Origin of the sequence: Arcanobacterium pluranimalium, from assembly GCF_016907845.1 — a bacterium.
GTDB classification, from domain to species: domain Bacteria; phylum Actinomycetota; class Actinomycetes; order Actinomycetales; family Actinomycetaceae; genus Arcanobacterium_A; species Arcanobacterium_A pluranimalium.
The window spans coordinates 429941-454953 of sequence record NZ_JAFBCS010000001.1 but is presented as its reverse complement, the minus strand read 5'-3'; the positions used below and the strand labels follow the sequence as shown (position 1 = coordinate 454953).

At 52.6% G+C, this 25013-nt stretch carries 23 protein-coding genes and 1 tRNA gene; 10 read left to right on the top strand and 14 right to left on the bottom strand.

All coding sequences use genetic code 11. The features are described from left to right. Positions 1-139: 139 nt before the first annotated feature. Positions 140-2164, bottom strand: coding sequence for an NADP-dependent phosphogluconate dehydrogenase (gene gndA / locus JOD55_RS01900; RefSeq protein ID WP_420827019.1), 2025 nt, complete (start codon positions 2162-2164; stop codon positions 140-142). 43 nt (positions 2165-2207) lie between these two features. After that, entirely contained in the window at positions 2208-3644 is a 1437-nt protein-coding gene (locus JOD55_RS01895) for a GntP family permease (protein WP_204398148.1), read from the bottom strand. A gap of 375 nt (positions 3645-4019) precedes the next feature. Between JOD55_RS01895 and JOD55_RS01890 the strand changes: the two genes are divergently transcribed. The 3 genes from JOD55_RS01890 to JOD55_RS01880 all read left to right on the top strand — a co-directional run bounded on the left by JOD55_RS01890 (position 4020) and on the right by JOD55_RS01880 (position 5789). Next, positions 4020-4667: an FCD domain-containing protein gene (locus tag JOD55_RS01890; protein WP_204399675.1), complete on the top strand. Its 648-nt coding sequence runs from the start codon at positions 4020-4022 to the stop codon at positions 4665-4667. A 67-nt stretch (positions 4668-4734) separates the two neighbouring features. Further along, the gene (locus tag JOD55_RS01885; RefSeq protein ID WP_204398146.1) at positions 4735-5001 is read left to right on the top strand and encodes a MoaD/ThiS family protein; all 267 of its coding nucleotides are present in this window, start codon (positions 4735-4737) and stop codon (positions 4999-5001) included. 2 nt (positions 5002-5003) lie between these two features. After that, on the top strand, positions 5004-5789 hold the full coding sequence (locus JOD55_RS01880; protein WP_204398144.1) for a ThiF family adenylyltransferase: 786 nt from the start codon (positions 5004-5006) through the stop codon (positions 5787-5789). On the opposite strand, the gene JOD55_RS01875 is transcribed toward JOD55_RS01880, so the two are convergent. Both JOD55_RS01875 and modA read right to left on the bottom strand, forming a co-directional pair. Continuing rightward, positions 5773-7779 (bottom strand): ABC transporter permease, encoded by a 2007-nt coding sequence (locus JOD55_RS01875; protein WP_204398141.1) that lies wholly within the window; start codon positions 7777-7779, stop codon positions 5773-5775. The two genes, JOD55_RS01880 and JOD55_RS01875, sit on opposite strands and share 17 nt — an antisense overlap. Before the next feature lie 12 nt (positions 7780-7791). Continuing rightward, positions 7792-8592: a molybdate ABC transporter substrate-binding protein gene (gene modA / locus JOD55_RS01870; protein WP_204398134.1), complete on the bottom strand. Its 801-nt coding sequence runs from the start codon at positions 8590-8592 to the stop codon at positions 7792-7794. Between the two features lie 207 nt (positions 8593-8799). Between modA and JOD55_RS01865 the strand changes: the two genes are divergently transcribed. Next, positions 8800-9300 carry a MogA/MoaB family molybdenum cofactor biosynthesis protein gene (locus JOD55_RS01865; protein WP_204398132.1) on the top strand — a complete coding sequence of 167 codons (501 nt, stop codon included), beginning with the start codon at positions 8800-8802 and terminating at the stop codon, positions 9298-9300. 121 nt (positions 9301-9421) lie between these two features. Here JOD55_RS01865 and JOD55_RS01860 read toward each other — a convergent pair whose 3' ends face one another. Both JOD55_RS01860 and moaC read right to left on the bottom strand, forming a co-directional pair. Then, positions 9422-10678: a molybdopterin molybdotransferase MoeA gene (locus tag JOD55_RS01860; protein ID WP_239538936.1), complete on the bottom strand. Its 1257-nt coding sequence runs from the start codon at positions 10676-10678 to the stop codon at positions 9422-9424. 57 nt (positions 10679-10735) lie between these two features. Beyond that, positions 10736-11224: a cyclic pyranopterin monophosphate synthase MoaC gene (gene moaC / locus JOD55_RS01855; protein WP_239538935.1), complete on the bottom strand. Its 489-nt coding sequence runs from the start codon at positions 11222-11224 to the stop codon at positions 10736-10738. Between the two features lie 67 nt (positions 11225-11291). Here moaC and JOD55_RS01850 point away from each other — a divergent pair, with 67 nt between their 5' ends. Beyond that, positions 11292-11726 carry a molybdenum cofactor biosynthesis protein MoaE gene (locus tag JOD55_RS01850; protein WP_204398130.1) on the top strand — a complete coding sequence of 145 codons (435 nt, stop codon included), beginning with the start codon at positions 11292-11294 and terminating at the stop codon, positions 11724-11726. Positions 11727-11806: 80 nt separating this feature from the next. On the opposite strand, the gene moaA is transcribed toward JOD55_RS01850, so the two are convergent. Beyond that, positions 11807-12844 (bottom strand): GTP 3',8-cyclase MoaA, encoded by a 1038-nt coding sequence (moaA, locus tag JOD55_RS01845; protein ID WP_338022174.1) that lies wholly within the window; start codon positions 12842-12844, stop codon positions 11807-11809. 527 nt (positions 12845-13371) lie between these two features. On the opposite strand from moaA, the gene JOD55_RS01840 reads away from it, so the two are divergent. Beyond that, positions 13372-14106: a helix-turn-helix transcriptional regulator gene (locus tag JOD55_RS01840; protein WP_204398128.1), complete on the top strand. Its 735-nt coding sequence runs from the start codon at positions 13372-13374 to the stop codon at positions 14104-14106. A gap of 90 nt (positions 14107-14196) precedes the next feature. Next, a complete protein-coding gene (locus JOD55_RS01835; RefSeq protein ID WP_204398127.1) occupies positions 14197-16572 on the top strand; it encodes an HAD-IC family P-type ATPase in 2376 nt (791 codons plus the stop codon). A gap of 419 nt (positions 16573-16991) precedes the next feature. Here JOD55_RS01835 and JOD55_RS01830 read toward each other — a convergent pair whose 3' ends face one another. The 6 genes from JOD55_RS01830 to JOD55_RS01805 form a co-directional block, all read right to left on the bottom strand. Then, positions 16992-17261 (bottom strand): GlsB/YeaQ/YmgE family stress response membrane protein, encoded by a 270-nt coding sequence (locus JOD55_RS01830; RefSeq protein ID WP_204398126.1) that lies wholly within the window; start codon positions 17259-17261, stop codon positions 16992-16994. A 284-nt stretch (positions 17262-17545) separates the two neighbouring features. Beyond that, positions 17546-18415, bottom strand: coding sequence for an electron transfer flavoprotein subunit alpha/FixB family protein (locus JOD55_RS01825; protein ID WP_204398125.1), 870 nt, complete (start codon positions 18413-18415; stop codon positions 17546-17548). 2 nt (positions 18416-18417) lie between these two features. Then, positions 18418-19182 carry an electron transfer flavoprotein subunit beta/FixA family protein gene (locus JOD55_RS01820; protein WP_204398124.1) on the bottom strand — a complete coding sequence of 255 codons (765 nt, stop codon included), beginning with the start codon at positions 19180-19182 and terminating at the stop codon, positions 18418-18420. Positions 19183-19332: 150 nt separating this feature from the next. Continuing rightward, positions 19333-19406: transfer RNA gene (locus tag JOD55_RS01815), tRNA-Pro, on the bottom strand. A 65-nt stretch (positions 19407-19471) separates the two neighbouring features. Further along, positions 19472-20494, bottom strand: a complete 1023-nt coding sequence (locus JOD55_RS01810; protein ID WP_204398123.1) for a metallophosphoesterase — start codon at positions 20492-20494, stop codon at positions 19472-19474. Next, a complete protein-coding gene (locus JOD55_RS01805; protein ID WP_204398121.1) occupies positions 20491-22914 on the bottom strand; it encodes a penicillin-binding protein in 2424 nt (807 codons plus the stop codon). Before JOD55_RS01805 ends, JOD55_RS01810 begins: the two co-directional genes overlap by 4 nt. Before the next feature lie 251 nt (positions 22915-23165). On the opposite strand from JOD55_RS01805, the gene JOD55_RS01800 reads away from it, so the two are divergent. From JOD55_RS01800 to JOD55_RS01790, 3 genes are all read left to right on the top strand, one after another. Beyond that, positions 23166-23492 (top strand): WhiB family transcriptional regulator, encoded by a 327-nt coding sequence (locus JOD55_RS01800; protein WP_204398119.1) that lies wholly within the window; start codon positions 23166-23168, stop codon positions 23490-23492. 89 nt (positions 23493-23581) lie between these two features. After that, entirely contained in the window at positions 23582-23740 is a 159-nt protein-coding gene (locus tag JOD55_RS01795) for a Sp36 family protein (RefSeq protein ID WP_204398117.1), read from the top strand. Further along, positions 23733-24191 carry a RidA family protein gene (locus tag JOD55_RS01790; RefSeq protein WP_204398115.1) on the top strand — a complete coding sequence of 153 codons (459 nt, stop codon included), beginning with the start codon at positions 23733-23735 and terminating at the stop codon, positions 24189-24191. The genes JOD55_RS01795 and JOD55_RS01790 overlap by 8 nt, the downstream gene beginning before the upstream one ends. Before the next feature lie 79 nt (positions 24192-24270). Here JOD55_RS01790 and JOD55_RS01785 read toward each other — a convergent pair whose 3' ends face one another. Next, on the bottom strand, positions 24271-24948 hold the full coding sequence (locus JOD55_RS01785) for a Crp/Fnr family transcriptional regulator (RefSeq protein WP_131279521.1): 678 nt from the start codon (positions 24946-24948) through the stop codon (positions 24271-24273). Positions 24949-25013: the final 65 nt, after the last annotated feature.

The window sequence follows — 25013 nt, the reverse complement described above, 5'->3', positions numbered from 1 at the left end:
TGCATTAACAGTTATCCCGCAATGCACGCACTAGCGTGTTTTGCAAACTAAGAATTGGGGCGGTTTCGCGCACATCTCACCATATGTGGAGATGTGCGCGAAACCGCCCCAAAATTCAGCACTGATCAGTGCACAACAATCACCAATCGGCGTGGAAAACCCCGTCTTTATCTACCCGCTTGAAGCCATGTGATCCAAAACAGTCCCGCTGAGCTTGGATAAGAGCCGTCGGCAGCCTATCACTTCGCAAGGAGTCGATGTAACTTAGCGTCGCATACAGCGCAGGCGTCGGAACACCAGCCGATGCCGCCAATCCCACAACGATCCGCAAAGAAGCAAGATATTCATCAAGCACCTCACTAAATAGCGGCGAGGCCAACACCAGATCGAGTTCAGGCTCTCGCGAAAACGCATCGCTAATAGTTTCAAGAAGTTCAGCTCGAATAATGCAGCCAGCACGCCAATTGAGCGCCACCTGAGCCTTGTCAATTTCCCAGCTGTACTCCAGCGAACCAGCGTCAATGATCGAGAATCCTTGCGAATAGGAGGCAAGCTTTCCAAGGTAGAGCGCCCTACGCACGTGTTCCGTCATTTCGTCGAGGTCAGCGACGACGCCCTCACCACAGCTCTCATGCCAAGCAGGCATCACATCGGCATCTGTCCCCTGACCGAAAACTCCGCGCCCACGGTACGGAGCGCCCGAGAGAACACGCGCCTGCACGGCCTCAATGAGAATACTTGCCGGAACGCCCAACTCCAGCGCAATCTGCGCAGTCCACAGCCCGGTACCCTTTTGACCAGCAGCATCATCAATCACGTCGATAAGCGGCACACCAGGAGAATCTTCGCGTTTAAGAATATCAGCAGTAATTTCCGTCAAATAGGAACTCAGCTCGCCCTCATTCCACCGCGTAAAAACCTCAGCGATCTGCGCAGGCGAAAGCTGCATTCCCGAACGCATCAGCGCATATGCTTCAGAAATAAGCTGCATATCGGCGTATTCAATACCGTTATGAAGGGTCTTGACGAAATGTCCTGCCCCATTTTCTCCAATATGCGCACAGCAAGGGGCACCGTCTTGGGCTTTTGCAGCAATACTTTCAAACATGCCACCGAGCCGCTCATAAGCCTGCACCGATCCACCCACCATGAGAGCCGGGCCATGCAATGCACCCTGCTGCCCGCCCGACGTACCACAACCGACGAAGTTGATACCACTATGAGCGAAATGTTCTTCTCTCCGGCACGTGTCGCCAAAGTGAGAATTGCCCATATCGACGATAATATCGCCGGAATTGAACTGCCTTGCCAGATTTTCTGACACCGAATCGACCGCCTGACCAGCAGTAACCATCAGCATAGCCACACGCGGAGTCTTCAGCGCTGCGGCAAATTCTTCCACCGCAGCAGTTTCGATAAACTCGCCTTCATCTCCATAATCGGCCAGAAACTGCTTTGTGACCGCAGGGTCGATATTGGTCACCGCAACCACATATCCCCTGCGTGCGAGGTTACGAGCCAGCGCCGCGCCCATCACGCCTAATCCATAGACGCCGATGTCCGCACGCGCCGAAGATGCCACATCAGCTGCCACAGACGACGGCTGCGCAAGTTTTTCTGTAGCCGCGGTCAGTACCGATGGAACTTTCCACAAAAACTCCTCAACCTCGGAGGCAATGGCCTGTGGAGTTGCGGAAATATCACACACTTTCCCCACTTCATCTGCCTCAAGCGGCTCTAAGGTGGCGAACTGAGAAGCGAGCAGACCAACGGGCATAAAGTGATCGGTACGCGCCGCAAGACGCCGTGCCAACAGTTCGCGATCGCCGTCGAGATGCATGAACACAACTCGCGAACCACCGCGTCGAAGCACATCACGATAGGTTTTCTTCAACGCAGAGCAGGTTACGATAGTGCTTTCACCACGTAATTCCTTCTCTTGCATCCACGTGCGCAGAGATTCGAGCCACGGCCAGCGATCTTCATCAGTAAGGGGAATACCTGATGCCATCTTTTTGATATTAGCCTGTGGATGAAAATCGTCCGCTTCGGCAACAGCCCAGCCCAGGCGATCACCGAGAATGCCAGCAACGGTAGTTTTGCCGCATCCACTAACACCCATAATTACCACGTGGATTGGTTCGCGAGTTGTATTCATGTTCATTCTTCAATCATTAGATAGTGTTCATAACGTTGAGGCATATGCGTCAGGCGAATATGTACAGTACGCACACAAGCGCGAATCCAACAATAGATTCGAGCGTCTGCTGAACCGTCCACGTGCGCAGCGTCGTCTTTACGTCCATTCCAAGCAAACGACCCACGAGCCAGAAACCCGAGTCGTTGACGTGCGACGCAAAGACAGAACCTGCCGAAGCAGCGAGCACGATACATGCCACTCCAAGATCGGATAGTCCCGCAGCGGAAACAGCTGGTGCCATGAGCGAAATCGAGGTGATCAGAGCAACCGTCGCTGAACCTTGTGCCAGGCGCAACGCCACTGAAACGAGGTAGGTAGCCAGCAGAAGTGGAATTCCGAGGTTGTTCATCGTATCCGATAATGCACTACCGATGCCAGACGTGCGCAGCACGCCACCAAACATTCCACCTGCGCCGGTCACGAGAATAACCGAACATACCGGACCGAGTGCCGAGTCCATAACCTTTTCCAGACCCGCGCGGTCGGCACCAACATAACGGCCAAGCAGAATGATCGCTACAAAAGTGGAGATCAGCAAGGCGATAGGAGTTTGCCCGATTTGCAGAAGAACTTCAACAAAAGCCGAGGTAGGAGCCTTGGTATTTGTTTCCGCTTTGGTCACAACACCGTCGATCACTCCTGACTGCACCAAAGCATTAACTCCTGTGTTGAGTGAAATAAGTAGTGCAGGAAGCACGAGCGTGAAGATCACAGTTCCCACTGATGGAAGTTTCTTTGGAAGATCAGCTTCATCGATAGTTCCAAACAAGTTCGGGAACTTAAAATTGGTGTGTTTGGCGCAGTAACGACCCCATAGCACACCGGAAACGTAGAACGAAGGAATCGCAATCACAATTCCAAGAACCATAACGAGTCCCATATTGGCCTGGACGATCGTTCCAGCACCAACCGGGCCTGGGTGAGGCGGAAGGAATACGTGCATCACGGAGAATGCTGCTGCAGATGGAATTGCGTACAGCAGGATATTTCCTCCGAGACGGTGCGCCACGGCGAAAATCACCGGCAACATCACGATGAATCCGGCGTCGAAGAAAATCGGGAAGCCCAAGATGAGCGAAGCTACCCCAAGTGCGAGCGGGGCACGGTCTTCACCAAAAATACGAACCATCGAATCGGCCAGCACTTTCGCGCCACCTGATGCTTCAACTAATTTTCCGAGCATCGCGCCTATACCAACGAGAAGCGCCACAGATCCCAAGGTGGACGAAAAACCATCGGTGAGTGTTTTAAGAAGTTGCGAGGCTGGGATGCCTGCCGCAACCGCAGTGAGCAGGCTTACCACGATAAGCGTGAGGAATGCGTGAAGGCGTAGAACAATCACAGAGAGCAAGATCAGTGCAATTGCTGCGACGGCGATTAGTAGCAGCGGTCCTGCGCTCATCGTTTGTTTCCAAGGCTCAGCCGCAAGAAGAATCGGGTTCATACGTATCTCCATAAGTGAGTCGATTTTTAGGCGCCTGTGAATCTTCCTGTCCGTTCAGGAAAGCTTGCCAAACGTAGTAATTGCGTTAAATACCCACACAATAACCTCGCTAAGCAAAGGTACCTAACTAACCACAGCTTTGTGATTAGATAGGACGAATCTACCTGAAAGGTATTACCTTTGGCAAGCAATTAGAATATTTAATTCCGTCTTCTATTCAAAATCCCCACATTTATCGTCAAAAGTACTAGTCAGAGCGTAGCGATGATGTGCTAGTGTTTATGCATTATGGATACATCTCGCTCACGGCACAGAGGCATACTGGAAATTGTTGGCCCCCGTATCGCCAATGGGATTCTCCCAGCCGGATCGGTTATGACTTTAGCTGACTTAGAAGCCGAATTTGAGTGCTCACGCACCGTGGCACGAGATGTACAGCGATCCCTAGAAGAGTGCGGACTCACCGTTGCTCAGCGACGTCGCGGCCTTATCGTCCAGCCGATGCAGTACTGGAACGTTTTCCACCCCGACGTAATTCGATGGCGACTCTCCGGCGAAGGGCGCGAACGCCAGATGGAATCCCTCACCGATTTACGTATGGCAATCGAAACTCGCGCAGTTGCACTCGCCGCAAAGTACGCTTCGCGTGATGAACGCACCGAAATCCTCAAAGCCGGCATGAAAGTGGTGGAACTCGGAGCGCAGAGCTCAGGTCCTGAATTCATGGAATGGGATATTCGTTTTCACCGCTTGATCCTCCAAGCCTGCGGAAATGAAATGTTTGCCGCGCTCTCCACGGTTATCGAATCGGTGCTCACCTGGCGCACTCAGCTCAATCTCATGCCCCCGGTGCCTGAACCACGCGCGCTTCGCAATCATGAGCAAATTGCGCACGCCATCTATAAAGGCGACGCCGAGGCTGCTGTCGAAGCCATGCGCGATTTGGTCGACGAAGTTCAAGAAGCTTTTGCCTCCCATATGCCCAATGTGCTGCGCTCGAGCGATACTCCACAAGGCTCTTAAAATAATTTCCAATCACAGCAGCTAGCCGGTATTCTTAACTACCGATTATTCTTCCTGTGAGGAACTTATGAACATTAATATTAGGTATTTTGCTTCTGCCGCCGCCGCGGCTGGTTTAACTGAAGATTCGTACACTTTGGCTGAAAACTCCACAATCGCTACCCTGATTGACGAAATCACCACCAAGCACGCTTCGTCACCCAACGGCGGCGATCTCGCACGAATCCTCAGTTTTAGTTCTTTTCTTCTCAATGGGCGCCACGCCGATCACAATACGCCTATTCCCGCCGGTGACGTCTCTATCGACGTCCTACCACCTTTCGCCGGAGGCTGATCGTGAAACCTCTGGTTGACATTGGTCCAGAACTAACACCTGCCCAAAAAGAGCGGTTCGCTCGCCATCTCGTACTCACTGAACTGGGCGACGAGGGGCAGCGTCGTCTGAGTAATGCGCGGGTACTGATGGTCGGAGCTGGCGGTTTGGGTTCGCCCGCCCTACTCTACCTGGCCGCAGCAGGTATCGGGACGATCGGTATTGTGGACGACGACGTCGTCTCGCTGTCCAATCTGCAGCGTCAAGTTATCCATTCCAACGCAGCGATCGGCGAGCCGAAAGTGGAAAGTGCCAAGCGGCGCCTGCTCGAACTCGATCCAGACCTCACAATCAACACCTACCAGCTGCGTCTTGATGAATCCAACGTGGACGAAATCTTGGCTGATTACGACATCGTCGTTGAGGGAACCGACAATCAAAAAGTGCGGTTCGTTATTTCAGATGCCGCCGCACGCGCCCAAAAACCAATGGTCTGGGCGTCCGTACAGCGGTGGCAGGCTCAAGTTTCGGTGTTTTGGAGTGGAAAGCGCGCCGTCGAACACGGAATGCCAGGCAGCAACGGCATCACCTTGCGCGACGTATTTCCCCACGAAGCGCCAGCCAATGCCATCCCCAGCGGAGTAGAAATCGGTCTACTTGGCGCACTACCAGGTCAAACAGGTGTGATCGAGGCTGTCGAAGCGATCAAAATCATCACTGGCATTGGCACGCCACTCGTGGGCCGAATCAAATTTATCGACCTCCTCCATGCCACCGACGTCGAAATCCCGATCAGTCCCGCCCAGTAATGCGCACCTGCGTGGCCTTGACCTCCGCAGTCACGCGTTTGCCTTCGTGCAGATCTAGTTCCACAATGGCCGACGCTGTAACCAACGATTTTATGGTGTGCGTGCCGTTGAGGAGCACCGACACAAGCGCCGTCGTGTGTTGCATTTGAATTTGCGAGACGACGCCGTTCCACGAGTTGCGTGGTGAACCTCCTGTTTCGTGCGCATGAAGTGCCACTGCGGCGGGATCAAAAATCGCCGCTGCTAAGCAACCTTGGGTCACCGTCTCATCATGGCGCGAAGCGTGCACCGCAAGCTGGGACGTCACATGCACGGCGTCGTCGGAATACTCTCCTACCAGCATATTTACACCCAAAAAAGAAGCAACAAAATCATTGGGCGGATTATTGATGATGGCATCGATGTTTCCGCAGGCACGGAGCCTACCATCCTCAAGCACTGCAATATCATCAGCAAGCGAAACGACGTCGAGCAATTCATGGGTGATCAAAACCGCGCCAAGGCCTTGGCGCGTGCGCTGGTGGATAACTTTTCTCAAAATTGATTGCGCTTGAAAATCGATTCCGGCAAACGGCTCGTCAAGCACGAGAAAATCAGGTCGAACTGCCAAGGCACGAGCGAGCGCAACCCGCTGTGCTTGACCACCAGAGAGTTCATGCGGCGCAAAATCAGCGAAATTCTCCATTCCCACTGCGACCAACTCGGCACGTGCTAGAGCTTCTGCCTGCTCTCGCGGCACTCCTTGGCAGCGCGGCCCAAAAGCCACATTGCTCAAAACCGACATATGCGGGAAAAGTGCCGGCTTTTGTTGAAGAAAAGCAATTTTTGATGGAACTTGCGAATAGGCCTTGCTACCAAGCTTTTCAGCTGGTAAATCATTCGCTAAAAAGCGAGCCGTGGTCGATTTTCCTGCACCGTTGGAGCCGATCAGCGCTAACACTTTCCGCGTATTCGATGCGAGCTCAATATCAATATTCCAGCCGGGTACGTCGACGCGAATTTTCCAGGGCTGTGCGGGCACTACCTGGTGTTCGGCATTTCTTTGGTGCGCAGATGGTGCGTCGCCAGAGGCTTGTCGTTGCGGCGGCGCAGCATACTCGGTTGACGCAGCAGGTTCAGTTGGCTCAGTACGCGCGGTGGGCGCAGCGGCGTCGTCGTCCAAAACTCGCGCAACTCCACCTGCAGACTTGCGGAAACGGCGCGAACTATAGGATTCAAGAGCATTCGTTGCCAGAGTGAGCAGCAGAGCAATACTGATGAGAACCATCGATAATGCAAGCGCAGTATCGGTATTCACTTCGCGCTGAAGGTAAACTTCCAGCGGCAATGTGCGGGTGATTCCTTGCATCGAACCAGCGAATGTGATCGTTGCGCCAAATTCTCCGAGGCTTCTCGCCGCCGATAAGGCCGCGCCTGCCAGCAAAGATGGCAAGAGCAACGGAAGAGTGATGCGCGAAAATTGCCGCCACCGGCTCGCCCCAAGGTGATGCGCACTGCGCTCATACGTCGATCCCAAAGTTTTAACGGCCGTCTCTACTGTGACGATCAAAAAGGGCATCGAAACAAACGTCTGAGCCAAAACTACTGCACAAGTGGTGTAGGGAATCGAAACACCAAAAGCGGAGAGCGAACCGCCAAGCAATCCGTTACGACCAAAAGCCATAAGGAGGGCAATTCCTGCCACTACCGGCGGCATCACTAAAGGAACGGTCACGAGGGCACGCAAAGCAGCTAGCCACCACGGAAATTTTCCACGTTCGCCGATTCTTCCAAAAATGAGCGCGAGCGGAAACCCGAAACAAACACTCGCTAATGTGGAGGCACCACAGGTGGCAAGCGAGAGGATAATTGCGTCGTGAGCAGCAGCGCTATTGAGCACAGTGAAGAAATTGCTCCACGGAATTCGCACGGCTATTGCGAAGAGTGGCAGGCTGAGGAAGACGACGGCGACGAGCGCCGGCGCCAGTAGCCATCGGGGGATAAAGCGCATTTTACCTCGTAACTAACGTGCCAGATCAAAGCCGTGTTTGCGAAGAATTTCTTGACCTGCTGGGGATTTTACCGCATTGATGAAAGCTTGCGCAGCCGCAGAATCCGAGCCGTTCTTCAAGCTGGCAATCACGTAGGTGGTCGAAACTTCTGCAGCTTGAGGCACGTCCACAATCTTGACTTTATCACCCGCAAGCTGGGCGTCCGTACGATAGACGAACCCGGCGTCGGCCTCTGCGGATTCAACTTTCGTGCGCACGCTCGTCACGTTCTGTTCTTGCGAAACTGGTTCTAACGTGATGCCGAGCCGTTTTTCGAGCTGCTTAGTGGCTTTTCCACACGGCACTTGCTCCGCACATACCACGAGTTTCGTGTTGTGAAGATCGGCTACCGAATCCACTCGCGCCGGATTGCTGGCAGGCACGATCAGGCTCAACGTATTGCTCGCAAATTTCTCGGGAGAATTCACGAAATCGGATACTTTCTTCATATTTCCTTCATCGGCCGAGGCAAATACGTCTACCGGAGCGCCATTTTTGATCTGTTCGGCTAGCGAAGAAGAACCCTCAAAAGAAAAGGTCACTTTCGTATGCGCAGACTCGTTGGCAAGCACTTTCTCAGCAATTTCTGGAAAAGCCGCGCTGAGCGATGCGGCAGCAAAGACCGTGATTTCCGCGCCGTCCCCATTGGCTTCCTCAGCTTTGCCGTTGGTGTGCTGCGTTGAGCAAGCTCCAAATACCACGCTCGCTACCAGGGAGAATCCGATCACAAATGTGCGCGTTCGCTTCGAATGTGGGCGGGAGTGTTGAGTCATGACGTGCATATCTTTCAGTGAGGCTAATCTTTCAGCGCGGTGAGCGGAATTCGCATGTAGCTTCGCCTTGCAAACTCCGGCTATCCTCCAGCTATCTTCCAGCTTATGAGCATAATCGTGAAATGCCAATTAGATTTTTTCGCCACAAAGCAAGATGTGAGTTAGGATATTATCAGCAAATCATATTGAAATAGTAAAGAGGAAGTAATGAGCGCCAAGAATATTACCGCCGCAGTAATCACAATTTCTGACCGTTCTGCTGCTGGCTTGCGTGAAGACGTTTCTGGCCCACTTGCAGTAAAACTCCTGAAAGACGCCGGTGTGGACGTTCTCTACACCGGAGTGACTCGCGACGATGTGCGCTCCATTGCCGAAGAAGTACAAACGGCCGCAATCCACGAGGTCGACCTAGTATTTACAACTGGCGGAACAGGCATTGCGCCGCAAGACTTCACAGCGCGCGCCATGGACACCCTCCTACGCTTCGATATTCCTGGAATTGCCGAAGCTATCCGCTACGAAGGCTGGAAACGTGGCGTATACGGCGCAGCTCTTTCCCGTGGACGAGCAGGAGTGCTGGTCACAGGCCTGCATCGCGTATTAGTAGTGAATGCTCCTGGCTCACCAAATGGCGTTAAAGACGCCCTTAACGTGCTTCTACCAATGCTTGAGCACACCGTTTCTCAGATGCACGGTGACGATCACTGAGCCGGATCACTGCAGACATCGAGCCTGGTCACGGAAACAATCCCTCGCCTGATCGTTGTAACTTTCAAGTCCGTTGACGGATCCGATTATCGCGCCTGCACGAAGGCAATTGCCGATGCCGCTACCAGCGCTTCACACCCATGAGCTGTAGGTTCACCCTGTCCCCTTGCGCCACATGGCTAATATCCGCCTCCACGACCGCGAGCGCATCCGCTTGCGCCAAGGACGCCACCAAATGCGATCCCGATCCGAGCGCGTGGATCGGCGTTATCTCTAGCTCGCCACGAGAAAACGTCAGTTTACCTGGCAGATATTGGCGTCTTCCTGCTGGGGATTTCCACGAGGCACCTGCCAGAGCCGAGATACACCCAGGCTGTGCGGCCATGTCTTTACCCAACAGCACAGCGATCACCGGCGCCACAAAGAGCGTGAACGAAACTGCCACTGACACCGGGTTTCCGGGCAAACACAGCACTCCGACGTCGTGCCCCGAATCGCGCCGATACGTCCCGTGACCTTGTGGCTTACCAGGCTGCATGGCGACTTTTTCGAAACTAAATCCGTGCGCTAAACCAAATTCCTTGACCGGATCAAATGCTCCCATCGAAACGCCGCCAGACGTAACTATCAGATCGGCGTCTTGAGCAGCTACATCGAGCGTCTTTGCAAAGGTATCAGCAGTATCTCCCGAACGATATACGCCCACGACCTGCGCGCCGGCGGCTTGCGCCAAATGTGCGATCAGAGACGCGTTAGAATCCGGAATCTGCCCAAATTCTGGAGTCACCCCCGGATCAACAAGCTCAGAACCAGTGGAAATAACGGCAACTCGCGGCCGGCGCGCCACCTGCACCTGCGTCTGCCCGATCGACACGAGAGTAGAAATCGCCAACGCACTCGGCGTGGTACCGGCCTGCATAACGACGTCGCCAATGCGCACATCTTCGCCAGCACAGCGAATATTTTGCCCGGCAGTAGGCTTAACACTGATCGTCACTTGCACTGGCGCTTTCGAGGCTCCGCGCGGCGCGTCCGTATCTTCAATTTTTACGACGGCGTCCGCCCAGCTAGGCACAGGCGCACCGGTCATAATCCGGGCAGCCACAGAACCGCTACAATCGCTGCTAATATCGTGCGTACCTGCGGCAATATCGCACACAACCGGCAATACATACGGCGGCTCGCCGGAAAAATCAGCTGTGCGCACTGCAAAGCCGTCCATCGCCGAATTATTAAATGGCGGCACGTTGAGCTGAGCCGTAACGTCTTGAGCCAAAGTGCGGTCAAGAGCCTGATCGAAATCGACTACCTCGCAGCTCAGCCTATGTGGCTGGAGATTCTCGATCACGAGCTGGAGATATTCTTCAGGACTGAGCATAGGCGATATACTTCCTAGAATCTGTGGGATACTGCGACTTTGTGGGGCGCGGCGAATCTAATCTTCGTAACCAGGGCGAACCCAATCGCCTGAACGCCCACCTGATTTATGGGTGATCACGCATTCACTGATCACCGCAGAGCGATCCACGCCTTTGACCATATCAATGACCGCGAGCGCAGCAACGGTGGCAGCTGTGAGTGCTTCCATTTCTACACCAGTTCGATCAGCTGTACGCACGCAGGTAGTGATGAGTACGTAATCGTTATGCAAGGTCACATCAACCTCAGCGCCGTGCACTCCAATAGTGTGCGCGAGAGGTAGGAGTTCGGGCACCTTTTTAGCAGCTGAAATACCAGCAATACGGGCGACGGCGAGCACGTCACCTTTCGGCACAGTCCCGTTGCGCAGTGCTTCAAGCACAGTTTCAGAGCACCGCACTTTGGCTTGTGCGCGTGCTGTGCGTACCGTGGGTTGCTTCTCAGTCACATCAACCATCCAGACTTGACCTGCTGAATCGAGGTGCGTGAGTTTAATATCGTTCATAGTTCCTCCTTGATCCATGCTAGTGTGTCTTGAAGATTTTGAAGAACTCTCAACACGGTAGGAGATCATGGTAAGCGCCACTTCGCAGGTTCGCGGCACTGGAATTTCAGAAGTTGCTCTCGACACCGCCGCTATTGCGGCTCTGGTAGATAGCGACGCGGCGGGGGCGTGCGTCGTCTTTGAAGGCAAAGTTCGTAATCACGACGACGGTCGTGGCGTCACCGGCATTGAGTACAGTTGCCATCCAACAGCCGAGCAGGTGATTGCGCAGGTGGCGCACGAGATCGTGGAGCGTCATCCGCAAGTGCATATAGCGCTCTATCATCGCGTAGGCGTGCTCGATATTGGCGATTTGGCAATGGTTGCGGCGGTTTCAAGTGCTCATCGGCAGGAATCTTTCGCAGCAATCGTCGATATTGTAGACACCATCAAAGAAAAGTTGCCCGTGTGGAAGCGCCAAGTCTTCACCGACGGCACCGATGAGTGGGTTGGTTCGGCCTGATTTTTGGTTCGGCTATCTCCTTTGCCACCCTGGCGTTCCTTGGTCTTTCTTGACCGCTGGCCACCTTTGGCTGTCCTTGACTATCCACCGATTTCAGACATATAGCGATCTGGTTGCACAAATGAGGGATCGTCAATACCGTGACCAGGTTTTTTGAGCGCCATTGCGTCGCGCCAAAGCCGGGCGATTTCGTCGTCGGTGGCGCCTGTGCGCAGCGGCGTGCGCAGATCCGTTTCCACGTTCCCAAAGAGACACGTGCGCATCTGACCATCAGCGGTGAGCCGGGTACGATCACACGTGCCACAGAAAGGGTGCGTCACAGACGCAATAATTCCCACCTGGCCTGAGGGGTGATCCGCTCCCGCTGCGACATTCCAAAGTCTGGCAGGTGAATGAGTATCATAATCTGCAGGGCTTAGCGTGAAATTGCGCGAAAATATCTCGAGAATTTCTTCTTCTGGCACCATATTGCTGCGTGACCATGTCTCACGTGGACCGAGCGGCATTTGTTCAATAATGCGCAGTTGCAGTCCTCGGCGCAGGGCAAAGAGAAGGAGGTCGTTAAGACCATCTTCATTCGCTCCACGCAATGCCACTGCATTGAGTTTGACCGGAGTTAGACCAGCTTCAAGAGCTGCATCAATACCGCGAAAAACGTCGGCAAGGCGATCCCTATGAGCAATATGCGCATAGGTTTGCGGCTCCACAGAATCGAGCGAAATATTGACGCGATTTAGTCCCGCAGCAGCTAGGGAGTGTGCGTATTTATCCAAGCTGAGCGCATTCGTCGTTAGTGCTAAATCTGGCGAGGTGCCGCGGTATGTTTCTAGCCTGTGCGCGAACGCAATGATGCTGGTCAAACCTTTGCGCAATAATGGTTCGCCACCAGTAAAGCGTATTTTGGTGATTCCAAGCAGCTCAACGGCGATTTTCAGGAGTCGTTTTACTTCGTCGTCGGTAAGCGTTTCTTCGGTGGGCAGCCACGCTAAACCCTCGGGCGGCATGCAGTATGAGCAGCGCAGATTACAGCGATCCGTGAGAGAAACTCGCAGATCATGTGCAGTTCTCTCCCATGAATCACGCAATTCATAAACGGGCGACGACGCAAATCCGCACACAAGCTTCCTTTCGGTGACGGGTGAAAACCGTGAGTGTCTGGACGTAAGAGTTCCGCGACCATGCATTTGATTCCATAGTAGCGCTCAAGTCAAGCGCTCTTTAGCCTAGCGAGGAAATTAATTGAAACATAATCGATATTTACGGCTTTGATCACGTTTTGATGAAAAAGTATATAAGGAAGATTTGCAGCATATTGTGTATACCCAACATAATTATAACTCATTATCAATTATTAGGTGGCTCTTTTATTAGAAAAGGAAATTGTTTCGTATATAAGTAAATGAGGTTATTTTTGGCAATATACAAGAAATTCCAGAAAATAGATCGGCATAAAAACGGCAAATCTGGACATTAAACCACTCTCTGTGCGCTTGCATACTTATGCAGAGACACATAGTGTTCGATCGTAAGTGTGCATTGTAAATATCGTAATAAATTCTGGGCTTATAACTGAATATGAATTCTTGGTAAATAGTTTGGTATGTTCAATTTGTAAGGTTTGTCGGTTTATACAGAAATGGCATAAATGATGAGAGTGTCTCCACCAAAGGGATCGGGCGTCCTTTACAACGCCATTGCGAATCTATCACCCGCACACCAAGCCATGTTGAAGTATCTTTCAACGTTTCTTGAACCATTATCAATTGCAGAAATAGCCGAACTCCAAGGCCTGCATCAAAACTCTGTACGTGAGAGCATCGACGCCCTCACCGCTGCTGGTCTAGTTGAACGCAGCAAGATCGAAACAAGTGGACGCGGACGTCCAGCCTGGGCTTACTATTCGACCGCACCCGAAAACGAAGTCATCACCGACGCTTATCTCACGAAATTCATCCGTGGAATGTGTGAGATGCTCAAGAATTACGCCGATGACCCTGAGAAAAAAGCTTATGAGATGGGCATCAATTGGGCAGATGAACTGCGCCCACACACCGAAAATTTCTTAGAAGATGTGGGTATCGACTTCGACGAGCTCAAGACTTTCAACGAAGAAAAGCTGCTCAGCATCATTCGCCTCCTCGTCTCTGCAGCTGGGCATGACGCCGTCGTGAAGCAGCATTCATCCTCAACTATTCAGATGCGAGCATGCCCGTTCGTCGATATTGACGGCAGCATTGATCCAATCATGTGCGAGATGCACCGCGGTCAACTTGAGAAACTTGCGCACGTCATTTCAGGTGGACGCAAGCAACTGCAGCTCGCACCGCTAACGCGTCCTGGAATTTGTGAGTTTGAACTAGAAACAAGTACAAATTCTTAATGATTATCAACTTCTAGTTTTATGATGTATCTGGACTGATATTCTTTGAATATACAATGCTAGCGCAGCTAGAAAGGGAACAGATACATCATGACTAGCCCTGTTCAAGCAGTGCATGACCCACATTATGCACAAAATGGCCTAAGTACTAAAGAAGTTAAATCCCGCTTTGCGAACGGGCAGGTAAATAAGCTCCCTCCCCGCAGCGGAAAAACTGTTAAAGACATCGTCCGCGACAACGTCTGCACGCGCATCAACGCGATCCTAAGCGTGCTTTTCGTCATGGTCATTGTCACCGGATCTTGGATTAACAGCGCATTTGGCATGCTCATCGTCGTGAACTCGCTCATTGGAATAGTGCAAGAACTGCGCGCTAAGTCCACGCTAGAGTCACTGAGCTTAATCGGCGAAGAGCACCCAACCGTTGTGCGCGACGGCGAAGAACGCCAAGTGACGCAAGAAGAGCTGGTGCTTGACGACGTCGTCGTAATCAAAGCCGGCAACCAAATCGTGGTTGACGGCGAAGTTTTGGCGGCAGACTACCTCGCCGTGGATGAATCGATGCTCACCGGCGAATCTGACCCGGTGGTCAAAGAGCCGGGCGATCCTATCGTCTCAGGCTCGTTTGTGGTGGTAGGAACTGGAAAGTTCCGAGTATCGAAGGTTGGAGCGCAGTCGTATGCTGCGCAGATTGCCGCGCAGGCGTCGAAGTTCACACTTCACAAATCTCAGCTGCAAGCAGGCATTGACTCGATCCTGAAATACATCACGATGATCCTCGTGCCGGTTGGAATCTTGACGATTATTGCGCAAGTGCGCCAAGATGGCTCAGCTGATTGGCGCGAAGTGATTCTTGCGATTACCGGAGCGCTCGTGCCGATGGTGCCTGAGGGACTGATCCTTATCACGTCCACCGCCTTTGCTTTGGGCGTGATTCGACTGGGTAAACGCAAATGCTTGGTGCAAGAACTGCCGGCCATTGAAGGGCTTGCTCGTGTTGACGTGGTATGCGCCGATAAAACTGGAACTCTTACCGAAAACACACTCGAATTTTCGCAGCTTGTGGCTCTGAACGGTAGCGACACCGAGACTTATCGCGAGGCATTAGCGCAGCTAGTCTGGGCTGATCCAGACCCTAATGCGACCACACAAGCTCTGTGTGACGCTTTCGAAAAACCCGCTAACAGCTGGGAAGTTCGCGAGCGCAAGCCGTTTAGCTCGACCGATAAATGGGCCGGTATTTCTTTCCAGCACGACGACGCCGTGCACGGTTTCGTTTTCGGCGCACCGGACGTGCTCGATCCGGACGCACAAGCGGGAAATCAGGCCGAAGAATACGGAAATCAAGGTTTGCGTGTATTGCTATTTGGCAAGGTAAACAAGCCTTTTGCGGATGTTGACATCGCTCGAGACGTCACCCCACTAGCTTTGGTGCTCTTCGACCAGAAATTGCGCGACGACGTACCTGACACTTTGGCATATTTTGCTGAGCAGGAAGTCAATCTCAAAATCATCTCTGGCGATAATGCCAAATCGGTAGCAGCGGTAACGCGCCGACTTGGAGTTGACGTAGGCGAAACAGTTGATGCGCGCACTCTGACCGATCCGGCGTCGTTTGGGCAAACGATTGAAGACGCGCAGGTATTTGGACGCGTAACTCCCGCACAAAAGAAAGAAATGGTGCACGCACTCCAGGAGCGTGGACACACTGTAGCGATGACGGGCGACGGCGTTAACGACGTCTTGGCCTTGAAAGACGCCGATATTGGCGTCGCCATGGGCACAGGTTCCTCCGCGGCTCGCTCGGTGGCAAAAATCGTACTGCTCGACAATAAGTTTGCTACCTTGCCTTATGTGGTCGGCGAGGGTAGGCGCGTGATCGGAAATATCGAGCGAGTTGCCAACCTTTTCTTAACTAAGACGATCTACTCCGTGTTGATTGCCACCCTGGTGCTGCTGTCGAATATTCCGTTCCCATTCCAGCCGATCCACGTATCGATCACTGGCTGGTTCACAATTGGTATTCCGGCATTCTTCTTGGCACTGCCGCCGAATAACCAGCGAGCGCGTGATGGCTTTGTACGGCGTGTATTAAGTTTCGCTGCTCCGGCGGGCGTGATTGTGGGTCTGTGTGCTTTCACGGCGTATATGGTGGTCTCCGGCGGGCATGTTCCTGCCCGACACGTGCAGGAATCCACAGCTGCCTTAGCTGCCCTTATCGTGCCAGCAACGTGGGTGGTGGCGCTCATTGCTCGCCCGTGGAACTGGTGGAAGATTCTCCTTCTCACCTTGCCACTCGTTGCCTATTCGATCATTTTCACCTGCGAATTTACACAGCGCTTGTTCGTTCTTGACTCTTCTAATGAAACTATGATGCTCACAGGCTTGGGCATCGGATTCATTGGCGCTATCTGCGTGGAAGTGCTGTGGCATCTTGTGGGTAAGAAGAATTACGTACAAGAATAAACATCACCAAACAAATGTGGCGCACGTAACATACACCCTGATTTTGTTGGACTAGAGCCAAAAAATCAGGATGTATGACCAAGAAAAACGGATTCCCAGCATTTTTACAGAAAGACTTGTGGGTAATCCTAGACTAGGTACTCATACTAGATATTGACAGCGAGAGAGTTACGAATCTTGCTCCGAGGGTTTTCTCTCGCTGTTGCGTGTATGAGTGCAAAAGTGAGCACCGGCGATTAGTCCAGCTTTTGGAAGTAGTGCCCCAAACAGTCTGGCAATCGCCGCTCCCGCTAAAGAGGGGCAGCCGATTGCGTGGGTGGCTGCCCCTCTTTCTCATTTGTATTAATTTTTGGCTCGATAGCCGCCCCTTGCGAGAAAATCGAAACTATCGAACAGATGATTTACTAGATTTTTCTAGATTATCGCTTTGAACCCGAACGTACCCCAAGGTAAATCGAGATCGCAATGATTGCGAAGATCGTGGAAACAATCCAGCGAATCCAGTCGATTCCTGGCGTATTGGCCGAGTAATGGAAAAGCTGAAGCACAAGATTAGCCACAGCTACACCTGCTGCACCGAGAAGCATGGTGGCCAGAATTGAAATATTCTGATTGCCCTTCATGAATAGGCGGGCCAAGGCGCCAATAACGAGTCCAAAGATGAGAGTACCAATGATGTTACCTAGCATATTTTCTTCCTTCGTTTTCCGCACATCCCGAAGGGTGTTTGGGGCCAGAGGACTTCTCTGGCACGCTCTCCACACGAACTACCACGTATTTTGCAGCGTCACTGCATGGAGCGCTTTACTAACACCCTAAATCCATCTGGTACTAAAGACCTAAACATTCAGCTGTGAGTGAGAAATGGGAGGTTTGGGCGAATAGCCCAAACCTCCCAGCTAGAGTCCCATATTCAGAGCATCCTTGCTACCCAATTAAGGGCTAAGCAAGTAGATAAGTTTCCAATATTCGACTACAGTGCAGCTTTCAAAGCGGGAATAACCTCATACAAATCACCAATAATGCCGTAGTCCGCTTCTTGGAAAATAGGTGCTTGCGGATCCTCATTTATCGCCACAATAATCTTCGAATCACGGATTCCACCCGCATGATGAATCTGCCCCGAGACGCCAATCGCGAGATAAAGCTCCGGCGCAATAGTTTGACCAGTCAAACCAATATATGAGTCAAACCAACCATGACCCTCCGCAAGCGGACGAGTAGCACCCACCTGCGCACCGACCATTTCCGCAAGCTCATTGACCATCGCCAAGTCTTTTTCCTCAGCGACGCCACGCCCCACACCTATCACACGTTCTGCGCGCGAAAGATCTGCCGACGACGCCACGATCGGTTGCGTTTCCAACACCGAAACTCCCCCACCCGCAACGAGCTCAAGCACCTCGCATGGTGCGCTGCCGCCGTCAGGAATCTCACCAGCCGGAAGAGTCAAAGCCACTGGCCCTCGCACCGAAAGCGTCTCATGAGCCAAACCGGCCACTAACACAGTGGCACAGCGAGAAGCATTATCCCACGCGATTGCCGAAGAAATCCACGTGCCATTCAAAGCCACCGTAGCAGCTGCCGCCAAAGCCCGCTCTGGAGCAAAATCAGGAGCCAAAACAGTCTGCGCCCCCTGCTCAGCGAGCCAAGCACCCACCGCAGGAGCATACATCTCCGCCACCGTATTGGTGGGAACGTGAACGATTTTCGCAACTGGAGCTTGTGCGAGCGCTGCAGCGAGCGCGTCGTCGCCCACAACCAAGAGATTTACATCTGACCCCGCCGCTTCCAGCACTGAAGAAATACTTGCCGAACTACTAGCAATAACCCAAACACTCATGTTTACAACACCCCTTCGCCGCGCAGCGCAGCCACCAACTCGCTGGCAGCATCAGCAGAGTCAAAAATAACGTGCTTACGCTCACGAGTAGCCGGTTTCTCAGTGCCCGTTAGTTCAGCAACACCAGCAGATGCCTCAATTCCAAGCTCTGCCAACTCCAGTTTCTCAACAGGCTTCTTACGAGCAGCCATAATATCTTTCATACCAATCAACGGGATAGACGAAGCATCGGTCGTCACCGAAAGAACTGCTGGACCCTCAAGCTTCAACACTTGGTGTGCACCTTGGAAATGGCGTGTAACTTTCACACCGCCGTCAAGCGCAGAAATCTCACTCACATCAGCAAAAGCGGGAATTCCAAGGTGAGCCGCGAGAAGTGCCGGAACGGCTCGACCGCCCACATCCGCCGAAGAATCACCAGCGATAATCAAATCAACACCACCAATACGGCGCACAACACCAGCCAAAACGCGGGCGTAAGTATCTGCCGACGCCGCCGCCAAAGTCTCGTCCGCAACCACAACGAGCTTATCCAGACCGCGAGCAGCTGCAGCTTGTGTGGCTTTCGGCGTCGCTGCACTCACATCACCTGCGGTAATACCAATAAGCTCAGCGCCAGTAGCATCAGCCAAAATGCGACCAACCCGCATCGCCACCGGATCATATTCCGAAATAGCACGCTTATTTCCCCAGTTCACAACGCCTTCATCGGAGACGGAAGCGTCTTGTGGGTTCGATGCCCATTTATAAGCAACCACAATTTTCATCTATTTGCCCTCTCATTCGCGCTATATCATTGTCTAATACAGTGGCAATAAATGGAATGTACATAAGAAAATGGAGACGAATCACAAACTGCGAAACGTCTCCACCAACCACCTAAAAACTTCTATCAAAGAAATCTTAGCCAGTCCGAGTCGGGGTGGCGGGATTTGAACCCACGGCCTCTTCGTCCCGAACGAAGCGCGCTACCAAGCTGCGCCACACCCCGAAATGAATTACATGCCAAGCCATGCAACTTCTCTATAATATCCGAAAACATCCAGATAGTGGAAATTAGAGACTAATAACATCCATCTGGATAACTTCCGGCGCACAGAAAGTGCGAAACGGCGTGAACGGAGACGTCCCAAGTCCGGCAGAAACCTGCACCAAAGAGCTTTGCGGCTCCTCATCAGAATTCCAACCAATAATTGCACCATCACCCTTTATCGGCGCCGAATCGCCCAATGGCCAACGGAAAAGCCCAGAGGCATAGCGCTTCGGAAGATCACAATTAGTCACCAATGCGTGATGACCCGGCAAACATACCTGCCCACCATGTGTGTGACCTGCAAAAATAAGGTGGCACCCGGCGTCGTGCATCGTATTCAAAATGCGAGTATAGGGCGCGTGCGTCACACCGATACGAATTGAACGCTTGCCACTGCTCACAACAGACGACGACGCTGGGAACGAATCGCGCCCAATATGCGGATCATCCACACCAACCAGGTCAATATCCCAAGACCCAATGCGCATATGAGTGCGCGCATTGTTGAGATCGACCCATCCCAAGTCTTCTAAACGCGCAGTTAATTTGGCAGTAGGCAGCGGAACTGGCCCATTCTTCGACGCCGCATCCTGCGCAGAATCACGCCATAAATATCGCAGCGGATTCTTCAACTGCGGAGCATAATAATCGTTTGAACCGAAAACAAAAACGCCAGGCACACCCTTGAAAATCGACAGCGCCTCAACGAGCGGCTCAATCGCACTACCTTGCGCAATAAGATCGCCAGTAATCACGATAAGATCCGGCGCTTGCACATCCAAGTCACGCAAAAAAGCAACTCGTTTCGCCTGGCGAACCATCAAATGCACATCAGAAATGTGAAGAATACGCAATGTATGAGAAGCCGTGCGCACATCGGAGACGTCAATACCGGCGTCGTCACTGTGATCGAACTGCGCCGAACCGTCCGGAAGTAGCACGCTACGACGTCGCAACCGATAAGCGTGGGCGTTAAGGATCGAACCCACACACACTCCCGCGCCCACAACAAAAGGCGCAGCCCATATGAACGGTTTTAATTTCACGGTTTAGGACCTTGCGAGACGACGATATCAATCGATCCACCTGGGGAAATAGCAGTTCCTGGCGCAGGAGTCATAGCCACGACCGTGTTCTTCGGTTTATCTGACCACGCACCAGAAGCCGTCACATGGAAGCCAGCGCCACGCAAAACTTTGGCAGCCTGGTTCATCTCCTGGCCGACCACATTAGGAACGGCCCCCGGTTGAGTCTGATTCTGCTGATCAGGAGCCTTTTCTTCCGCTTTCTTTTGCGGATCTTCTTCAACACTCGTGGTCACCGGAGCTGATGGAGACTTGAAGGATTCGAAAGGTTTTCCTGCTAAGAACGCATTGTTGAAATCAGCAAATGTGGAAGCAGCAATCGTTCCACCATACAGCACGCTATAGCGGCGGCCATTAACGACGACGTTCAGCATCGGCTCATTTCCAGACATATGCCCGGTCCATACCGCGGTAGCAAGCTGAGGAGTGTAACCGACGAACCAGGCATGGTAAGCGTTATTTGCCGTACCCGTCTTACCTGCTACTTGACGTCCGCCAGCCAAACGAGCACTGGTACCACTTCCATAACGAGCAGAAATAACTTGTTGGAGCACAGCAGTGGTGCGTCGAGCCACTTCAGCCTCGATAGTTTGGCGGCAACTCGGATCCTGTTTAGCGATCGTCTTACCCGAACGATCCTTGATCTCGGTGAAAGAAATCGGCGTGCACATCTTGCCGTCAGCAGCGAGCGTCGCCACTGCATTTGCCATCGAAAGTGGCGTGACCGGATTCGTACCAAGAATCATACTCGGATTAGGTACGAGTGGGAGAGGTTGCCCCTCTTTAGCGCCGAGTTGCGCCAGCTCAGTAGCGTCTTTCGCAGTGGCAAGCGAACCGCGCTCAACGCCCATATCCTTAGCGATCTTCGTGATATCGCACAGGTCAAGCTGGGTGGCCATCGAGGCGAAACCAGCGTTAAGTGAACGAGCGGTAGTTTCAGCAACGCTGCGCATGCCGCCACCCTCACCCTCGTTGTTCTTAGGGCCATACGAGCCAGTCGCACTTGGCATACAGGAAATCTTCCATGCCGACGCCGGATACGTAGTTTCGCTCGTATTCACTTGATCCGATGCGCTCTTTCCAGCATTAAACCACTGAGCAAGAGTGAAAATCTTGAACGTTGACCCAGCCTGGAAGCCGCCACCGCCGCCGCGTAGACGCCCAACATTCAGATTGAGCTTAGTGGCATGTGGCTCTTCTTTAGAAGCATCGCCATAATTGGTGTTTTGTACCATTGCGAGAATTTTTCCCGTACCAGGTTCGATAGCGCTCAAAGAGCCTTGGATCGAGGACGGGTCATTCACCGGCAAGTTCGCTGTGAGCGACTGATAGGCGTTGGCCTGCGCCTTTGGATCAAGCGTAGTTGTAATTTCCAAACCGCCGCGGTACAGCAAGCGCACACGTTCGTCGCGCGACTCGCCAAAGCTTGAAGAATTGAGGACGTCGTTCACCACCGTCTCACAGAAATACGCGGCATTACCTGCAGCAGCACAACCATTCGGCGTCGGCGTTACGTGGAGCATTTTGTCGATCGGGACGGCGATAGCGGCGTCACGCTGCTCTTTCGTAATATAACCCAAACGCGTCATTTGGCTGAGCACAATATCGCGCCGACGCTTGGCTTCCTCGGGGTTTTTGATAGGATTCCAGCGGTTTGGAGCCTGCGTGATACCAGCCAACATTGCAGCCTGCTCCAAGGTCACCTGGCTTGCCGGCACGGAGAAGAAGTAACGAGAAGCGGCCTCAACACCCCACTGTGAAGGGCCAAATTGAGCAATATTGAGGTAGCCAGTGAGGATTTCGTCTTTAGTGCGCAGACGCTCAATGGCAATCGCATAGCGTGCCTCGTTGAGCTTGCGAGTAATCGTGGTGGCCGTGGCCTGGTTGATCTGTTCGGGATCATTAGCGATACGTCCCTCTTCAATCAGCGCGTTCTTCACATACTGCTGAGTGATAGACGATCCGCCGGCAAGGTTTCCACCAGTGAAGTTGTTGAGAGCAGCACCAATAATACCCTGTGCGTCGATACCGTTATGCTGCATGAAACGCTCGTCCTCAATGGAAATGACGGCGTTTTTGATGAGTGGCGAGATGTTCTCCGAGTTCACAACAATACGGTTTTCTGCGTAGAAACGCGCGATTTCGGTGCCGTCTGCAGCACGAATAACCGACTGCTCTGATGGGCGCGTGAAGTCGATCTTGGTGGGGAGATCGTCAAAGAGCGCCAGCCCGGCGTTGGTCGCGGTTCCTGCCGATGCAACCATCGGAATTGCTGTGGCTGCTACGAGCAAACCGCCGGTAATACACAATGCGATAAACGAGCCCACTACAACGAGTAGCTGCACCGCATTCATGCTTTGATCACGAGAACTTCTTGCCATGTATTTCAGAATACTGCCTTTGTGAAGCTTTTTCGCGTGTCCTAGCTCATTATTAGTGAAATGTTCCCAATCTGGCAGAAAAGCTCATACTTCAGGATGACTCTCCGGCAGAGTTTAAGGGTGTGTAATGCAGTTATGTACAAAAACAGAAAAATGCGAATGTGCGTTTTAAAAAATATCTTAGTACACTTAACAGTGACGCCAATCACGCAATCCACGCTAAAGGTTGGTTCGAAAGGAAGAGATCAACAATGACGTTGGTAGATCAAGACCAAACATGGGCAGCTCAAGGGGCTTGCGCTAAAACTGATCCAGACGCTCTTTTCGTGCGCGGATCAGCTCAGCGCCAAGTGCGCCAACTCTGCTTTGACTGCCCAGTTAGAATCGAGTGCCTCGCTGATGCACTCAACTCAAATATGCTTTTTGGCGTATGGGGAGGACTCACCGAACGCGAGCGCCGTGCTATTTTGCGCCACTGCCCTGACGAGCAAAATTGGCTACACCGGATCACAACGTCAAACGATAAGTTAGCCGTCGAATTGCGCACCGGGCATATTCCACGCTTTGCAAACAGCTGAGTTGATAAAACCAAAGCGGTATAAGAGAAGTCACCCAGTTGCCCGATATGCAGTTGCCTAAAATACGCCAAACGCCATAGCCTTAAATTATGACTACTTGGGAATATGTAACTGTGCCACTATTGGTTCACAATACGAAAGCAATCCTTGACAATTGGGGCATGGACGGGTGGGAACTCGTCAGCGTTTTGCCTGGTCCAGACGGAGCAAATCCGGTCGCATATATGAAGAGACCAAAAAATGATTAGCGATAAACTTCAACGCCTGGGAATCACTCTGCCGGAAGTTGTTGCACCTTTAGCTGCTTATACTCCTGCGCAGAAAATTGGAAATACCGTGCGAACCTCGGGCCAACTGCCGATGGTTGCGGGGAAATTGCCTCTGACAGGAAAGGTTGGGGCAGAAGTTTCACCCGAGCAGGCAAAAGACTTAGCGCGAACCGCGATTCTCAATGCTTTAGCAGCAGCGGCCTCGGTAGCTGGCGGGATAGACGGCATCGAGAAAATCGTTCACGTGACCGGTTTCGTGGCATCGGCGCCAGATTTTACCGGGCAACCCGGCGTCGTCAACGGCGCTTCCGAATTGCTCGGCGAGCTTTTTGGTGACGACGGCGTCCACACCCGTTCCGCAGTAGGCGTGAGTGTATTACCACTGGATGCACCAGTGGAGATCGAGCTCACCGTGCTCGTCAAAAACTAAGTAAACACAGTGGTGGGTGGGAACATTCGTTCCCACCCACCACAAAGAAAGTCAGGCTCGAACAGAGTCGAGTTATTGATCAGTGTGCGCGACGCTGAAGTCGGGCAACTTGAATCAGCAAAACTGCACGTCCCTCAAGGCGAATCCAGCCACGTGAGGTGAAGTCAGCAAGCGACTTATTAACAGTTTCGCGCGAAGCGCCCACGAGATGTGCAAGTTCTTCCTGAGTGAGGTCGTGTGCCACGTAGATTCCCTCTGGAGTGCGCTCACCAAAGCGCTCTGCAAGATCGAGGAGCGCCTTAGCAACACGGCCAGGAACATCGGAAAATACCAAGTCTGCCATCTGCTGGTTCGTATTGCGCAGACGCAAAGCGAGCTGGCGCAACATGGAGATTGCAAGCTTTGGATGCTCCTCGATGTACTGACGCATATCTGCATGTGAAAGCACAAGCAAGCGGGTTGGAGCAATAGCGGTAACAGTTGATGAACGTGGTTCGAGATCAAAAAGCGAGAGTTCGCCGATGATTTCGCCTGGCCCGAGCACCGCGATGAGGTTCTCGCGACCGTCATCAGCTGTGTGGGAAAGCTTTACTTTTCCGTCTGCGACCAAGTAAAGCCGGTCTCCGGAGTCGCCTTCTTGGAAAAGCGATTCTCCACGCTTCAGGGAGGTCTCTGACATGAGGGCGGCTAAGGCCTGGCGGTCTTCGTCGGTGAGGCCTTTGAAGAGCTCGACGTTACTAAGAACGTTGGAATCCATCCGAATTCCTTCCTTTACTTTGCGGTTATTGAAAATCTGTACACTAACAGTGTGCACTTGTGGGA

Coding starts and splice junctions, on each gene's coding strand:
- gndA (WP_420827019.1), bottom strand. CDS start 2,164: ATGAACATGAATACAACTCGCGAACCAATCCACGTGGTAATTATGGGT.
- JOD55_RS01895 (WP_204398148.1), bottom strand. CDS start 3,644: ATGAACCCGATTCTTCTTGCGGCTGAGCCTTGGAAACAAACGATGAGC.
- JOD55_RS01890 (WP_204399675.1), top strand. CDS start 4,020: ATGACTTTAGCTGACTTAGAAGCCGAATTTGAGTGCTCACGCACCGTG.
- JOD55_RS01885 (WP_204398146.1), top strand. CDS start 4,735: ATGAACATTAATATTAGGTATTTTGCTTCTGCCGCCGCCGCGGCTGGT.
- JOD55_RS01875 (WP_204398141.1), bottom strand. CDS start 7,779: ATGCGCTTTATCCCCCGATGGCTACTGGCGCCGGCGCTCGTCGCCGTC.
- modA (WP_204398134.1), bottom strand. CDS start 8,592: ATGACTCAACACTCCCGCCCACATTCGAAGCGAACGCGCACATTTGTG.
- JOD55_RS01865 (WP_204398132.1), top strand. CDS start 8,800: ATGAGCGCCAAGAATATTACCGCCGCAGTAATCACAATTTCTGACCGT.
- JOD55_RS01860 (WP_239538936.1), bottom strand. CDS start 10,678: ATGCTCAGTCCTGAAGAATATCTCCAGCTCGTGATCGAGAATCTCCAG.
- moaC (WP_239538935.1), bottom strand. CDS start 11,224: ATGAACGATATTAAACTCACGCACCTCGATTCAGCAGGTCAAGTCTGG.
- JOD55_RS01850 (WP_204398130.1), top strand. CDS start 11,292: ATGGTAAGCGCCACTTCGCAGGTTCGCGGCACTGGAATTTCAGAAGTT.
- JOD55_RS01840 (WP_204398128.1), top strand. CDS start 13,372: ATGATGAGAGTGTCTCCACCAAAGGGATCGGGCGTCCTTTACAACGCC.
- JOD55_RS01835 (WP_204398127.1), top strand. CDS start 14,197: ATGACTAGCCCTGTTCAAGCAGTGCATGACCCACATTATGCACAAAAT.
- JOD55_RS01830 (WP_204398126.1), bottom strand. CDS start 17,261: ATGCTAGGTAACATCATTGGTACTCTCATCTTTGGACTCGTTATTGGC.
- JOD55_RS01825 (WP_204398125.1), bottom strand. CDS start 18,415: ATGAGTGTTTGGGTTATTGCTAGTAGTTCGGCAAGTATTTCTTCAGTG.
- JOD55_RS01820 (WP_204398124.1), bottom strand. CDS start 19,182: ATGAAAATTGTGGTTGCTTATAAATGGGCATCGAACCCACAAGACGCT.
- JOD55_RS01805 (WP_204398121.1), bottom strand. CDS start 22,914: ATGGCAAGAAGTTCTCGTGATCAAAGCATGAATGCGGTGCAGCTACTC.
- JOD55_RS01800 (WP_204398119.1), top strand. CDS start 23,166: ATGACGTTGGTAGATCAAGACCAAACATGGGCAGCTCAAGGGGCTTGC.
- JOD55_RS01795 (WP_204398117.1), top strand. CDS start 23,582: ATGACTACTTGGGAATATGTAACTGTGCCACTATTGGTTCACAATACG.
- JOD55_RS01790 (WP_204398115.1), top strand. CDS start 23,733: ATGATTAGCGATAAACTTCAACGCCTGGGAATCACTCTGCCGGAAGTT.
- JOD55_RS01785 (WP_131279521.1), bottom strand. CDS start 24,948: ATGGATTCCAACGTTCTTAGTAACGTCGAGCTCTTCAAAGGCCTCACC.